This window comes from Ancylomarina subtilis (assembly GCF_004217115.1).
In the GTDB taxonomy this organism is placed as follows: Bacteria; Bacteroidota; Bacteroidia; order Bacteroidales; family Marinifilaceae; genus Ancylomarina; species Ancylomarina subtilis.
In genome coordinates this window covers 2,073,103-2,087,281 of sequence record NZ_SHKN01000001.1, presented here as the reverse complement: position 1 = coordinate 2,087,281, position 14,179 = coordinate 2,073,103, and the positions used below count along the sequence as shown (strand labels likewise).

Here is a 14,179-nt window from a genome sequence, read left to right as displayed (position 1 = left end):
GTCAATACCATAAGATAGATTAGAGTTGCAAAACTGTTTTCTATCTTTTCTTTTTGATTGCTTTTATTGTTTCGAGATCCAGGTTGCCATATTCGTTGCCCCATGAATTTAGGATGTAATTAAAAACCAGTCTTAAATCCTCATCGCTGAGTCCCGACTCGGGCATATACGATTGGTATGTCACACCATTGACTTTTATTTTCTCACTACTCCCAAATTTAACCATTCGAACTGCATCTTCAATATTGTTTTTCAAATAATCGGACTTGGCTAGAGGGGGATAGGTGCGTTTCAGGCCTTCTCCGTTTATTTTGTGACAGTTCATACATTTGGCCCTGAATATTTGCCCTCCCAGTTCCATTTCCTGCTTTGAGATTGTCTTATTGGTAGTGATTGATTTTTTCTCAGTATTGGTGCACGAAAAAACTGAAAATACCGAAAGGATAATAAATATGAATCTGAGTTTTGTCATTGTAGATTGCGTTTTATTTCTAAAAATAAGTTGATTTTCTCTGATACCAATGTGCTTTAAATAGCTGCCATAAAGGTTTTGATATTTTCATTGTTTGGATTATATCTTTCAAATTCTTTACAGGGTATAATACCGCAAATTATTGCAAATAATAATCAATTTAATTTGAATTTCAAACAGGCATGTATTATAGGTTTTGATGTTATTTTATGTCTTGTTTCAGAAGTAGTTGTGATTTATTTTTCAGCTGCAAGTATTATTTATTATATTTAAAGGTAATCAAGTTTTAATTCAATTATCTCATCGTATTAATACAAGGAGGAGTTCAAATGAAATTATCACTTTTGTTATTTTTTGCCTGTTTTCTACACTTGCAGATTTTGTTTGGTCAGGATGTTGAGAAGAAAGTAGAAGTTGGAATTATAGAGCATCTTGATGAATTTGTTCCATCTGATATTCAGTTGATGAACGAGAATGGAGAGATGGTCAATTTAAAGGATCAGATTGATAAACCGACGGCTTTGATTTTTGTTTATTTCAGATGTCCGGGAATTTGTACCCCTTTGATGGATGGTATTGCTGATGTGATTCAAAAGTTGGATATGAAACTGGGAGAGGATTACCAGGTGTTCACAATTGGATTTGATCCACGTGAGAAAATTGATCTGGCTATCAAAAAGAAAAAGAATTACCAGAGTTTGATTACGAATCAGAATACAGAGGATGGCTGGCGATTTTTCACCTCAGATAGTGCGAATATAGCGAAAGTGACTGAAGCGCTTGGCTTTAAATACATTAAAGCAGGGACAGATTTTACACATGCCGCAGCAGTTATTGTTTTAAGTCCGAATGGAAAAATTACCCGATACTTAAACGGAACCTATTTTTTACCTTTTGAATTTAAATTGGCCTTGATCGAGGCATCTAAAGGGCATTCCGCCCCGACAATGAATAAAATTCTTCAGTTTTGTTATTCCTACGATCCTGTTGGGAAAGCTTATGTCCTAAATGTAACCCGTTTGGGTGGAACTTTAATTTTGAGTCTTGGACTCGTTGTTTTCCTCATATTGATTATTCGTAAACCACGAAAAAGAAACTACCCTAAGAATTAGACTATGACAGAAACACTGAAACAGACTCCTACCCCGAGTTTCCTGGAATATCAAGGTCGATTTAAAGGCATATTTGCCTGGATTTTTTCTACAGATCATAAGCGAATAGGGCTTTTGTATTTGTATAGTATGCTTGTCTTTTTTTCTATCGCCGCTACGCTTGGTTTGATGATGAAATTAGAGTTGATTGCTCCGGGCAGAACTATCATGGGAGCACAAACCTATAATAGCTTTTTTACCCTTCATGGTATTACCATGATCTTTCTGATTGTTGTGCCAGGCTTACCTGCAGTTTTTGGTAATTTCTTTCTTCCCATTCTGATTGGGGCAAAAGATGTCGCATTCCCAAAATTGAATCTTTTTTCCTGGTGGATTTATATTGTGGGTGCTTTTATTGCTCTTTCATCTCAGTTTTTAGGTGATGGACCACCGGACACGGGATGGACTTTTTATGCACCTTATAGTTTTAAAACGGGAACTAATATGTTACCTGCTGTTACGGGGGCATTTGTTTTAGGTTTCTCATCCATCGCAACAGGAATTAATTTTATTGTAACCATACATCGCTTGCGAGCCCCGGGAATGAAGTGGATGAAAATGCCCCTTTTCCCATGGGCATTATATGGAACAGCCTGGATTCAGGTTCTGGCAACACCAATAGTTGGCATTACTTTATTGATGGTTGTTCTGGAAAGAACGTTGCAAATCGGATTTTTCGATCCGGCATTGGGTGGTGATCCTATTCTCTACCAGCATCTGTTTTGGATTTATTCTCATCCGGCGGTGTACATTATGATTTTGCCTGCAATGGGGGTGATATCTGAGATTATCCCAACATTTGCACGCAAGACCATCTTTGGATATACAGCCATTGTTGTTTCAACTCTTGCTATTGCTTTTGTTGGTTATTTTGTTTGGGGGCATCATATGTTTACCTCAGGAATGAGTGGGGTCGCACTTTATACGTTTTCAATTTTAACCTTTCTTGTGGCTATCCCCAGTGCCATTAAAATTTTCAATTGGGTCGCTACGCTTCATAAAGCATCTATCGATTTACAAACACCTTTTTTATGGGCACTCTGTTTCTTGTTTGTTTTTATGATTGGCGGTTTGTCAGGGATGGTTTTGGGAGCTCTTTCGGCTAATGTTCATTTGCATGATACAGCTTTTGTTGTGGCACACTTTCATTATATTGTTTTTGGAGGAACGGGTTTTGCTTTTTTTGGGGCTTTACATTACTGGTTTCCTAAGATGTTTGGGCGTATGTATGATAAATCCTGGGCTAATATTGGTTTAGCTATCTTTTTTACGGGCTTTAATACGCTGTATTTACCCATGTTTTATCTTGGCATAACGGGCATGCCTCGTCGTTATTACGATTATGTGGAAAGATTTCACGGCCCCAATATTGTCTCCTCAATGGGAGCTATGCTTATGATATCGGGTTTGATCATTTTGATTACCAATTTAGTGCGGTCTGCCCGACATGGTGCTAAAGCCGGAAAGGATCCCTGGAAAGGGAAAACATTGGAGTGGACGGTGGATAGCCCTCCTAGCCTTGAAAATTTCGACGAAATCCCACTTGTAACTCAAGATCCTTATGATTATGACTGATCACGCTCATATTGACGAACACAGAGACGATGAAGGTGCCAAAACGGGCATGTGGATTTTTATTTTCACTGAGCTTTTGCTTTTTGGTGGTCTTTTTATAGTCTATTCGATATATCGATATTTAAATCCGATGGCCTTTCATTTGGCTGCTGAAGAATTAGATATTTTTATTGGGACTGCCAATACAGTTATTCTTTTGGTGAGCAGTATGACCATTGCTATGGCTGTTACTTCCATTCAGCTGAAAAATAAAAGACTGACCTTGATTCTTATGGGAATTACGGTTTGCCTTGCTCTCGCATTTATGGTGAACAAATATTTTGAGTGGTCGGGGAAGATCTCTCATGGTATTTTTCCGGGGAGCGAAATTCTTCATCAAAGCAGTCAGGGAGAGATATTGTTCTTTGGTTTGTATTATGCCATGACAGGCTTGCATGCACTTCATATTATTATTGGAGTTGCATTTATTGCCTATGTGATGTGGCTGGTTAAAACCGAAGATGTCAAACATGACGATTACGTGATTTTAGAGAATTCAGCTTTGTATTGGCATCTGGTCGATCTGATTTGGATCTTTTTATTTCCCTTGTTTTATCTCATTACCTAAAACCGGCATCATGGAAAACGCTCAACATACTCACATTGTAAAATACAAAACCTTCGTTGTGGTTTTACTTCTACTACTTGTGTTCACTTTTAGTTCTGTAGCCATAACCCAATACGATTTGGGTGTGTATTCGGTTACTGCTGCACTGATTTTTGCATGCCTAAAATCCATTTTGGTTCTGATGTATTTTATGCACCTGAAGTTCGATAAGAAGTTTTATACTATTATGATGGCTGGGATTGTTCTGTTAATTGTGTCTGTTATTACCATTACGTTTTTAGATTATTTATACCGATAGCCTATGTTTTCAAAAGAAATAGCTGATGCATCCAATTTTGTAAAAGGAGTCGACACAACTTTTGTTGTCATCTTTGCGATAATCTCTTTCTTTTTGATTGGGATAACGGCGACAATGATCTATTTTGTCTATAGATATAGAAAATCGAAGCATCCTAAAGCAGAACAAATTCATGGAAATACAATGCTCGAAATTATATGGACATTGATTCCAACAGCTTTGGTTATGGTCATGTTTTATTTTGGATGGATGGGCTATAAGCCCATGAAAGAAGTGCCAGATGACGCATTCGTAATAAAGAGTATTGCACGTATGTGGCATTGGCAGTTTCAATATGAGAATGGAAAAGTAACCGATACGCTTTATGTTCCTAAAGATCGGGATGTAAAATTAGATTTGGTTGCATTGGATGTGATACACAGTCTTTATATTCCTGCTTTTCGATTGAAGCAGGATTTGGTCCCGGGTAAAGATCAATTTATGTGGTTTAAAGCAGGACGGGAAGGTGACTTTGATTTGTTCTGTACGGAGTATTGTGGCCTTTCTCATTCATCGATGACAACATCTGTTGTTGTGATGGACTCTGATAAGTTTGATAAATGGTATATTGATACAACAATTGTTGCCCCTATAATAACTGATAAACCGGGAGCACTTGGTTTGAGAATTGTTCAAATGAATGGTTGTCTGGCCTGTCATTCTTTGGATGGTTCTAAAATAGTTGGACCGAGTTGGAAAGGCTTATTCGGATCTGAAGAAACCGTGTTGACCAATGGGGTTGAAAGGAAACAAATCGTTGATAGTGCCTATGTCGTAAACTCAATATATAACCCCAACGATGATATTGTAAAGGGTTATAAAAAAGGGTTGATGCTTTCTTATAAAAATGAACTAAAAGAGGAGGATATCAAAGAAATTATTGAATTTATGAAGACATTGAAATAATTATTGTTAGAAAGAGACAACAAAATCATAGAACCTGAATAGGCTCTATGATTTTTTTTATTCAGCTGTCTGTAATTTGTTTTTGATGTAAGTTGTGATAAGCCATCTGTCTTCCTGACTAATTTGTGAAGCATGTGCCCCCATCACACCCCAGCCAACAGAAATCACATGGAATATTTCTCCGTCAGGCGCTTTTTTCATTTTATCAGATAATAAGTTTGCAGCTTTATAAGGGTAGCGATCACTGGTTACCAGGTATCCTTTCCCATTACCAAGTTCTCCATGACAAGGCATGCAGAAAATTTCAAAACGTTCTTTTCCATGTTTCAGATTTTCATCATTAACAACAATTGGGTTTGTCATGTTAATTCCTGCCAAAGCTCTGTTTTCATCCGTCTTTTCGACATTATATGGGATTATTCCTCTTGGAATTGTTCCATCAACAGGCAGACGTGCCGACGAACTATCTGCAAAATTTGGGTTTTCTGAGTAGCTTTCATAAGCACGGGATTTTACCATATCCGGGAAATAGGAATGCCCCGGGTGATTCCGATCTCTATCGCATGCAGATAAGAAAAGAATTGCGAGGGAAAATACAATGATATACAAATTGAATTTAAGCATAATATAGATCTTTTGTAAGCAGTTTATGTTTCATAATGAAAGCTTTCTTCAAGGAAAGGATCGTTTTTGCACAACAATGGTTTCTTTGAAAGAGAATTAAAGACGACAAAAAGAAAACTTCCAAGATATAAACATGCACCTCCAATTTCCAATAAGCCAATTTGAGCAGTTTTGCCTAAAATCCCAGGGCTTAACATGAGATAAAGATTCAACCATTGCCCTATCAGAACGACCAGGGCAACAAAGGCTAGCCATTTGATATTGCGTTTTGCGTTTCGTGTCATTAAAGCTAAAAACGGAAAGAGAAAGTTTAAGATGAGTATGGTGAAAAAGAGGATCGGAAACCCATGCAATCTTTGTGCGAAATAGATTGTTTCCTCGGGTAGATGACCATACCAAATTAGCATGTATTGGAAAAACCAGAGGTACATCCAAAAGATGCTAAAGCCAAAAAGATATTTTCCCAAATCATGCAGGTGTTCTTTATTTACAAAATTGAGATAACCTTGAGCTTTGAGAAAGGTAATAATTAGGATGAAGGCAGCTACCCCTGATACAAAGAGTCCAATAAAAACAAACCAACCAAACAGTGTGCTATACCAATGCGGATCGACAGACATAATCCAATCCCAACTCATAGTCGAACTACTCACGGCAAAGAATGCCATAAACAGGCCTGCTAAAATTCGACCTTGTTTGTGAAATTTAGAATCATTTGAAAGATCCTGGGACGATGAATTTTTACGAAGCAGATAGCTCAGTCCTATCCATCCGGTGAAATAAACAGCCATCCTGATAAAGAAGAATGGTAGATTCAGATAGGCCGATTTACCTTCAATTATAGGATCTTGCAGGTCGTGGAGTGACCAATGGTATAAATCGTGCATGCCGAAAACAAGCAAAAACATGAGAACAGCAGAATAGGGGAGAAAGGTGCTGAGAGCTTCGGGAATCCGTTTTAAACTTACATGCCAGCCAGCATGAGCAATTTTATGGAGCGCAATAAACAGAGCCCCAAAAAGTGATAGAAAGAGGAAATATAGATTGTTTAGCAAAATATTCATCCAAACATTTTTGCTTCCGGGATTTTCAAACAAAAAACCGAGTGCAATCAAAAAGATTCCTATTGCAGATATTGATAGGAAAATCTGTTTTGTTTTTTTAGATAAGATATAAGTGTCCATCAGCTTGTGATTTTGTATTTTCTAGTTATTCTCTTTGAGTTGAATATCATGAGCATCTTCTTTTTCTAGAATAGTTTTAACATTATTATAGTGCTCTTCATTTCCATTAGCATCAATAATGATTAAAAAACGATCATCAGTTATTCTTTCGTCGTGTATTTTGTTTTTGGCTCCAAACCCCAAGTGTGATCTGAAAAGGAAAGCAAAAACCATGGCGAGGGCAGCAAATAGAATAGTGATTTCAAAGGTGATTGGGATAAAGGCAGGAATAGAAAAATGAGGTTTACCTCCAATGAAAAGGGGGTAATCAACGACAAAAGCCCAGGTTTGAAACCCAAAAGCAGAAATTGTTCCTATTGCGCCAGAAATAAACCCGACGGTGGGTATTTTTGATTCTTTCAATCCTAAAATTTTATCCAATCCGTGAACTGGAAATGGTGTTAAAACGTCAAGAATTGCAATATCCTTTTCTATCAAAGTTTGGCTAGCTCTTAGTAGGTTTTCTTCATCAGTGAAATAGGCCGAAATATATCTTTTCATAGCGTTTCATTTTTAAGTTCTTTTTTCCCCGGAGCTTTTAATAACTGTTTTAACTTCAGCAATGGCAATCACTGGGAAAACCCGAATGAATAAGAGAAAACAAGAAAAAAAGATGCCGAGTGACCCAATAAAGATTCCAACTTCAACAATTGTTGGCGAATACATCGACCAGCTTGATGGAAGGTAGTCGCGATGCAATGAGCTTACAATAATAACAAAGCGTTCGAACCACATACCGATGTTAATAAAAATGGAGAGGATAAAAGTAAATGCGAGATTTCGCCTGAGTTTTCGAAACCATAACAATTGGGGTGAAATCACATTACAAGTCATCATGATGGCGTAGGCCCACCAATAAGGTCCCGTGGCTCGGTTTAAAAAGGCATATTGTTCAAATTCGACACCAGAGTACCAGGAAATAAAGAGTTCGGTCATATAGGCAATACCAACGATAGACCCTGTAGCAATAATGATTTTATTCATCGATTCAATATGCGCCAGAGTGATGTAACTTTCTAAATTCAATACTTTACGTGTAACTACCAGTAAAGTGAGTACCATGGCAAAACCAGAAAAGATGGCTCCAGCTACAAAGTATGGAGGAAATATGGTGGTATGCCAGCCCGGAACAATAGAGGTGGCAAAGTCAGCACTTACAATACTATGAACCGAAAGAACAAGAGGTGCGGCGATACCTGCTAGTATGAGACTTAGTTTTTCGTGTCGTTGCCAGTGTTTTACCGAGCCCGTCCAACCAAAACTTAGTAATCCGTAGATGTATTTTTTCACTTTTGAACTCACCCTGTCGCGCATGGTTCCGATATCGGGAATCAGGCCCATATACCAAAATAAGAGTGAGACCAGTAAATAGGTTGATATAGCAAAAACATCCCATAAAAGGGGAGAGTTAAAGTTGACCCACAAGCCACGTGTATTGGGATAGGGGAATACAAAAAATGCCAGTAGTGGTCGTCCCATGTGGATGAGGGGAAACAAACCTGCACATAAGACCGCAAATATGGTCATAGCTTCAGCAGATCGGTTGATACTGGTTCTCCATTTTTGTCGGAAGAGTAGTAGAATCGCTGAAATAAAAGTTCCGGCATGTCCGATCCCGACCCACCATACAAAGTTGGTGATTCCCCAGCCCCAGCCAATGGTTCGGTTGAGTCCCCAGGATCCGATGCCTTGCCAAACGGTATAACCCATCATTGCCAGACCAAAAAACATGGCTGATAAACTCAAGGCAAGTCCCATATACCAAGCCTTGCCGGGTTTGCCTTCAATTGGGGCGGCAATATCCTTGGTGATTTGGCTGTAAGTTTTGTTTCCTTTTATTAAAGGTTCTCGAACCGGAGATACATACATAGGGCAATATTCTAGTGGGTTTAACTCTTTATATTTCTAATTTTTGTGAGATAGCTGACTGAAGGAAGCGTGTGAATTTCTTCCAACAGATGGTAGTTGCGTTTGCTGGAGGTAACTTTAAATAATTGACCTCCTTTATCGTTTAAGTCACCGAATAGAATCGCTCCTGCCGGGCAAGTTTGCTGGCAAGCGGTTTTTATGTCGCCATCTTTTACGGGACGATTCTCCAGTTTGGCTTTTAGTTTACCCGCCTGAATGCGTTGAATACAAAGAGAGCATTTTTCCATAACTCCCTTGGCTCTAATGGTCACATCAGGATTGAGCACCATTCGTTTCAGATCCAGAGTCATATCAGTAACATCGTGCCGATTGTTTGGAATGGAGTCGGCCCCTGTGAAATCAAACCAATTAAAACGCCGAACTTTGTACGGGCAATTATTGTTACAATATCGGGTTCCGATACATCGGTTATAAATCATCTGATTTAGCCCTTCACGACTGTGATTAGTTGCCGCTACAGGACAGACATTTTCACAAGGCGCGTTGTCACAATGCTGGCACATAACGGGTTGAAAAACGACTTTGGGTTTATCTTCATTGCCGGAGAAGTAGCGATCGATTCGAATCCACGACATTTCGTGAACCCGGATGACTTCTTTTTTACCGACCACAGGTACATTATTTTCTACCTGACAGGCAATGGTACAAGCACCACAACCGATACAGGCATTTAAATCGATGGCTAATCCCCAGCGGTGATCAGGGAATTCCGGTTTTTTATAGATACCGGCATCATCGTATTGATGATCAATCTCATTTCCTGCTGCAGGATTCTTTTTATAGTCTTCAAGACTGGCTTCCCGAACAAGAGATCTCCCCTCCATAGAATGGTGAGTTTGAGTCATTGCAAAAGCATATTTGCCTTCGGCTTTTTCAAGTTTGATTAATGAATAATCCTGACTCAAATCATCTTTAAAATTGACTAGTTGAGCCACATTTATTCCGATTTGTTTACCGACTTTTCCGCAAGTTTCGCGACCGTACCCTTTTGCAATGGAAACAGTTTCGTAGGCCTGTCCGGGTAAGATGTTTACAGGTAATTGAATGTTAGACTCAAACCTGACGAAATCGCCGGTTTCAACACCAAGTTCTTTAGCTTGCTTGGGAGAAATGTTTAAATAATTATCCCAGCATATTTTACTGACCGGATCGGGCATTTCCTGCAGCCAGGGATTATTAGCCATGCTGCCATCCCCCATAGAGACCTTTTCGTAAAGCTGAATTTCGGTATCAGGTGTTTGTTTTTTGTTGCTGATATGATTCATCACTTTTTGAATGTCAATATCGGCAAATCGGACTTTTACTTTCGATTCAAGTCTTGTTTGGAATACGCCTTCCTGAAGTGTATGATCCCAAAAATATTTAAAATTGGTATAAGTCTTCTGCAACGGATATTGATTTGTTTTCCAAGTGTCCATTAGAAAGCTGTGGTAGTCGTTCTCTTGATTCGACCATTTCAGCAGAGATGATTGAAATTGACGCGTATCGAAAAGAGGATGAATGACAGGTTGCATTAAACTGAATGAATGCTGCTTTATTTCAGCATCGTTCCAACTTTCCAAATAGTGATTATCGGGTGCGACGAATTGCATTAGCGATGAGGTTTCGTTAGGGGCCTCGTGTATGGACAGACTAAAAGGAAGTGCTTCTATAGCTTTTCGAAATTCGTTTCCTTTTTGATGATTATATACCGGGTTAACATGGTAACAGATTAAACCTTTTACCTGTCCCGAATTAAGATCATTTAAGAGTATATTCATTTCTTCATCATGAGCCTGACGATTGAGCAATGGTGTATCGAGACTAATGCAGGAATCAAAACTATTTACTTCGTAGTTGATTGCATTAATCAGAATTTGTGCATTCAAATCCTGACTGCCCGAAACAACCAAAGCATGAGATTGTTCTTCAATTAAGTCTTTCGCAAGCTCTTTTATGACAGTTGAAGGCGGCGTTATGTGATAAGTCGGTTTGCCCTTTAAACTTAAAATTTCATTATAAAGTTGAGCAATCAAAAGATTTAATTCCGATGGTTTTATGGCATGCCTTTCATCGGCATTACTTCCGGTCAAACTCATTCTCGACTCGAATTGAATATGTCTTGACATTTGACTGAGCGAGTCAGATAATTTTCGGGCATCGGTATAGGTTTTGATGTATTCGCTTGGGTTGATCCAGCTACCCAGAAAGTCGGCATCGAAACTGACAATGAGGTTTGCCTTATTAAATCGATAATCAGGAATAATTTCCTTTCCAAAGCATAATTTTTGCGCTTTTAAAATGGCACTAGCCGATTGAGTATCGTATTGAATCCAACTGATATTTGGATGTTTTTTTGTGAATATTTCAATGGCTTTTTTGGTAGAGGGGCTGTAAATGGTCGGTGTTAATAATGCGATTTGATTTTCTTTATTAGCTTCCAGGGCTTTGATAATCTCTAAATCAAAATCATCCCAGGAAACTTTTTTATTATCGATTTGTGGAAACTGATAACGAGAGCTGTCATATAAACTTAAAATGGAGGCCTGAACCCGTGCAGAACAACTCCCATTGCTGATGGGGGATAAATCATTTCCTTCAATTTTAATGGGACGACCTTCGCGCGTTTTGATCAGAATGCTGGCATAATCACTCCCGTTGATATAAGTAGAGGCATAATAGTTGGCAATTCCAGGGGTTATTTCTTCAGGTTTGTTCAGATAGGGGATGGCTTTTTGTACCGCATTTTCACAGCTTGACACCAAGGTTGTGACTGCTAAACTGTAACCACAGAGTTTTAGAAAATCACGGCGATTGCTCTTAGCTTCAACAGTTCCATCTTCAAAAATATCTAACATTTGTTCCAAATTTCCTTTGGGTTCATGTTTCGTTTTTCTGATTTCAGAATCGAAGTCTTTATCTTGCTGGCTTCTCCAGTATTTTTTCATATTTCGGGTTATTTCGGTTCGATCTTAAGCTTAATTAGGCTCACCTTAGTTTAGTAATGGCAACGTCCGCATTCACGTCCACCAATATCTTTAACTCGAAGACTGTCAATGGTCCCTTTGGTTAATTCCTCATGTAATTTTTTAAATGAATTTGTATAATAGTGGTTGCGATTGTAATCAACAACGGTTTTGTCATGGCAATCCAGGCACCAGCCCATTGATAGGTCTTTAACCTGTCTGAGAATATGCATTTTTTCAACCTCGCCATGGCATTCCTGACACTCTCGTTTACCCACTTTTACATGTTGGGCGTGACTGAAGAAAACAAAATCAGGCAGTTTGTGAATTCGGACCCATTTGATAGGTTTATTGTTTTCAATGGCGGCATGAATTTTATTGATTTCGAACTTGCCAGAATATCGCCCTTCGCGTACAATAAGGTGGCAGTTAAGACAAACATTGGCAGAAGGTATAAGGGCCGATTTGCTTGTTTCAACTCCTGTATGGCAATACCTGCAATCTAATTTGTTATCGGTTGCATGTACCTTATGAGAGAATTTTATGGGCTGATCCGGTGCGTAATCCTGATTTCGTCCGAGAGCCATAGCATCTTCACCTATCATTTTCATTTGATAACCCAGGGCTATTAAAAAAACAAAAATCGGAATGAACTTGTATTTGATCTTTTTCGTGAAAAACAAATCGATTAAGGCAAGAGTGATAAGCAAACCCAGAAACAAAAACAGGATGAGATTATTTATAACAGGTTTTGTTTTCGGAGTACCATCATGTTTTAGTTTCAGTAAATAGTTTTTTAAATGCCCCAACTCCTCATCGCTATATTGAAAGCCAGCATGTACCTCTGACATCTTTTTCGCGATGGGATTATTTATTACAGAATTGAAATCAGAGATTTCTTTTTCAGAAAAACTATGAGCGATATCCCATGCAGACGGATTCCAATTAAGTGTGTCAGAATGGGCGAGGTTATGACAAGAAATACATGTTTTTAATTTACTTCTTTTGAGTAATAAGCCTTTAAATAAACGTTCCCCTTGCTTTGATGATTCCAAAAAATTGTGTTCAGATTTCTCGTGTTTTTCGTTATTCTGATTTTTTGAAAAGGAGGGTTTTATCGTCAGAAGAAAAAAGACAATAGAAATGAAAAGGCAAAGTTTACTCATGGTAGAATGATTTACAAATGCTTTATATAAATATGATGTCTATTTGCTCACTAAGGAATCAGTTTTTATTTTAATAAATTTGAAATGATTTAGTCCTTAAATAATTATACTCCTCTTACAAGTTATAAATTTTACTTAATTAATCACAGTTCCGCTTTTAAAATTTTGTAATATAGAATATCAAGATTGATTTTATCTCGTGAATTATTTTTGGTTAATGCCTATTTGGAGGAATATCATGAGAAATTTGACCTGCATTATAAAAGGGAAAATGGTTCATAATTAAGGCCAAGTGTTTCCTGTAAAAATTATTGATATAGAGCGATTCATAAATAAGAAAGCCCTCATTCGCTGGAATGAGGGCTTCGAAATATTTTGAAGTTTGGCTTTATTACTTTCTTAAATTATCAATCAATGAGAACAAGATATAAACAAAGAGAATAAGAGGGATAACCAACCACTTAAGCAGTAGTGCTAAAATTACCAGAGTAATTAGAAATAAATAGCGAATCTGATTTTCTTGCCATTTCAGACTTTTAACTTTTAGTGCGAACATCGGAATTTCAGCAACCAGCAGGTATGATGTGACAAGAACGGCTGAAATAATAAGCCATTGGTTCGAAAGCAAACTTTCAATCATTGGGTAATCACCAAAATGCAGAATAATGGGTAATGAGGCCCAAAACATGGCATTTGCCGGAGTTGGAACACCAATAAACGAACTGGTCTGGCGGGTATCAACATTAAATTTGGCTAATCGCAATCCTGAAAAGATTGAAATGAGATAAGCTGATAAGAGAATGGCTATTTGCGAATAACTTAAGCTTTCAGGAGAGAAAGCAGCTCCACTATCTCCCAGAACGGCTAGACGCAGGTAAGAAAAAGCGATGCATGCTGGTGCAAAACCAAAACTTAGCATATCGGCCAATGAATCCAACTCTTTTCCCATTGGAGAGTAAGCTCCCAGTAGTCTGGCAAACAGACCATCCATAAAGTCAAAAACAGCTGCTAGTATAATGAAAAGGGCAGCCGGAAATAGATAACCTTCTATGGCTAATAAGCTGGCAACACATCCTGAAAAAATATTTAAACAGGTAATGGTGTTGGGAATATGTTTTGTAATTGACATTTTAAGTGGGTTTTGATCAATAGCTATTGCTCAGTACAATGAGCATTGCAAAATTAATCTAAAAATCGGAATGCAATGAAAAGTTTGGAGGAGAATGTCGTCGAATTAAAAAAGC

13 protein-coding genes are annotated in these 14,179 nt (G+C 38.1%); 5 read left to right on the top strand and 8 right to left on the bottom strand.

Annotation, left to right across the window (positions count from 1 at the left end; all coding sequences use genetic code 11):
- Positions 1–40: 40 nt before the first annotated feature.
- Positions 41–472, bottom strand: coding sequence for a c-type cytochrome (locus EV201_RS08515; protein ID WP_207224418.1), 432 nt, complete (start codon positions 470–472; stop codon positions 41–43).
- A 329-nt stretch (positions 473–801) separates the two neighbouring features.
- Here EV201_RS08515 and EV201_RS08510 point away from each other — a divergent pair, with 329 nt between their 5' ends.
- Genes EV201_RS08510 through coxB form a run of 5 tightly spaced genes read left to right on the top strand, consistent with a single transcriptional unit; the run spans position 802 to position 5,048 of the window.
- On the top strand, positions 802–1,584 hold the full coding sequence (locus tag EV201_RS08510) for an SCO family protein (protein WP_130307164.1): 783 nt from the start codon (positions 802–804) through the stop codon (positions 1,582–1,584).
- A 3-nt stretch (positions 1,585–1,587) separates the two neighbouring features.
- Positions 1,588–3,198: a cytochrome c oxidase subunit I gene (locus EV201_RS08505; RefSeq protein WP_130307163.1), complete on the top strand. Its 1,611-nt coding sequence runs from the start codon at positions 1,588–1,590 to the stop codon at positions 3,196–3,198.
- Entirely contained in the window at positions 3,191–3,805 is a 615-nt protein-coding gene (locus EV201_RS08500) for a cytochrome c oxidase subunit 3 family protein (RefSeq protein WP_130307162.1), read from the top strand. The genes EV201_RS08505 and EV201_RS08500 overlap by 8 nt, the downstream gene beginning before the upstream one ends.
- Before the next feature lie 10 nt (positions 3,806–3,815).
- A complete protein-coding gene (locus EV201_RS08495; RefSeq protein ID WP_130307161.1) occupies positions 3,816–4,103 on the top strand; it encodes a cytochrome C oxidase subunit IV family protein in 288 nt (95 codons plus the stop codon).
- A 3-nt stretch (positions 4,104–4,106) separates the two neighbouring features.
- Entirely contained in the window at positions 4,107–5,048 is a 942-nt protein-coding gene (coxB, locus tag EV201_RS08490) for a cytochrome c oxidase subunit II (RefSeq protein ID WP_130307160.1), read from the top strand.
- Positions 5,049–5,105: 57 nt separating this feature from the next.
- Here the strand turns inward: coxB and EV201_RS08485 are convergent, their stop codons facing one another.
- The 7 genes from EV201_RS08485 to EV201_RS08455 all read right to left on the bottom strand — a co-directional run bounded on the left by EV201_RS08485 (position 5,106) and on the right by EV201_RS08455 (position 14,064).
- On the bottom strand, positions 5,106–5,672 hold the full coding sequence (locus tag EV201_RS08485; protein WP_130307159.1) for a c-type cytochrome: 567 nt from the start codon (positions 5,670–5,672) through the stop codon (positions 5,106–5,108).
- A 23-nt stretch (positions 5,673–5,695) separates the two neighbouring features.
- Positions 5,696–6,856, bottom strand: coding sequence for a quinol:cytochrome C oxidoreductase (locus tag EV201_RS08480; protein ID WP_130307158.1), 1,161 nt, complete (start codon positions 6,854–6,856; stop codon positions 5,696–5,698).
- 21 nt (positions 6,857–6,877) lie between these two features.
- Complete coding sequence (locus tag EV201_RS08475) at positions 6,878–7,396, bottom strand: DUF3341 domain-containing protein (protein ID WP_130307157.1); 519 nt, start codon at positions 7,394–7,396, stop codon at positions 6,878–6,880.
- A 12-nt stretch (positions 7,397–7,408) separates the two neighbouring features.
- Positions 7,409–8,764, bottom strand: a complete 1,356-nt coding sequence (nrfD, locus tag EV201_RS08470; protein ID WP_130307156.1) for an NrfD/PsrC family molybdoenzyme membrane anchor subunit — start codon at positions 8,762–8,764, stop codon at positions 7,409–7,411.
- 20 nt (positions 8,765–8,784) lie between these two features.
- Positions 8,785–11,751: a 4Fe-4S dicluster domain-containing protein gene (locus tag EV201_RS08465; protein WP_130307155.1), complete on the bottom strand. Its 2,967-nt coding sequence runs from the start codon at positions 11,749–11,751 to the stop codon at positions 8,785–8,787.
- Positions 11,752–11,801: 50 nt separating this feature from the next.
- On the bottom strand, positions 11,802–12,935 hold the full coding sequence (locus EV201_RS08460) for a cytochrome c3 family protein (RefSeq protein WP_130307154.1): 1,134 nt from the start codon (positions 12,933–12,935) through the stop codon (positions 11,802–11,804).
- Positions 12,936–13,326: 391 nt separating this feature from the next.
- Positions 13,327–14,064 carry a CDP-alcohol phosphatidyltransferase family protein gene (locus EV201_RS08455; protein WP_207224417.1) on the bottom strand — a complete coding sequence of 246 codons (738 nt, stop codon included), beginning with the start codon at positions 14,062–14,064 and terminating at the stop codon, positions 13,327–13,329.
- Positions 14,065–14,179: the final 115 nt, after the last annotated feature.

What these genes read in the sequence shown, in the direction of transcription:
- EV201_RS08515 (WP_207224418.1), bottom strand. Translation starts at nt 472, where the DNA reads ATGACAAAACTCAGATTCATATTTATTATCCTTTCGGTATTTTCAGTT.
- EV201_RS08510 (WP_130307164.1), top strand. Translation starts at nt 802, where the DNA reads ATGAAATTATCACTTTTGTTATTTTTTGCCTGTTTTCTACACTTGCAG.
- EV201_RS08505 (WP_130307163.1), top strand. Translation starts at nt 1,588, where the DNA reads ATGACAGAAACACTGAAACAGACTCCTACCCCGAGTTTCCTGGAATAT.
- EV201_RS08500 (WP_130307162.1), top strand. Translation starts at nt 3,191, where the DNA reads ATGACTGATCACGCTCATATTGACGAACACAGAGACGATGAAGGTGCC.
- EV201_RS08495 (WP_130307161.1), top strand. Translation starts at nt 3,816, where the DNA reads ATGGAAAACGCTCAACATACTCACATTGTAAAATACAAAACCTTCGTT.
- coxB (WP_130307160.1), top strand. Translation starts at nt 4,107, where the DNA reads ATGTTTTCAAAAGAAATAGCTGATGCATCCAATTTTGTAAAAGGAGTC.
- EV201_RS08485 (WP_130307159.1), bottom strand. Translation starts at nt 5,672, where the DNA reads ATGCTTAAATTCAATTTGTATATCATTGTATTTTCCCTCGCAATTCTT.
- EV201_RS08480 (WP_130307158.1), bottom strand. Translation starts at nt 6,856, where the DNA reads ATGGACACTTATATCTTATCTAAAAAAACAAAACAGATTTTCCTATCA.
- EV201_RS08475 (WP_130307157.1), bottom strand. Translation starts at nt 7,396, where the DNA reads ATGAAAAGATATATTTCGGCCTATTTCACTGATGAAGAAAACCTACTA.
- nrfD (WP_130307156.1), bottom strand. Translation starts at nt 8,764, where the DNA reads ATGTATGTATCTCCGGTTCGAGAACCTTTAATAAAAGGAAACAAAACT.
- EV201_RS08465 (WP_130307155.1), bottom strand. Translation starts at nt 11,751, where the DNA reads ATGAAAAAATACTGGAGAAGCCAGCAAGATAAAGACTTCGATTCTGAA.
- EV201_RS08460 (WP_130307154.1), bottom strand. Translation starts at nt 12,935, where the DNA reads ATGAGTAAACTTTGCCTTTTCATTTCTATTGTCTTTTTTCTTCTGACG.
- EV201_RS08455 (WP_207224417.1), bottom strand. Translation starts at nt 14,064, where the DNA reads ATGTCAATTACAAAACATATTCCCAACACCATTACCTGTTTAAATATT.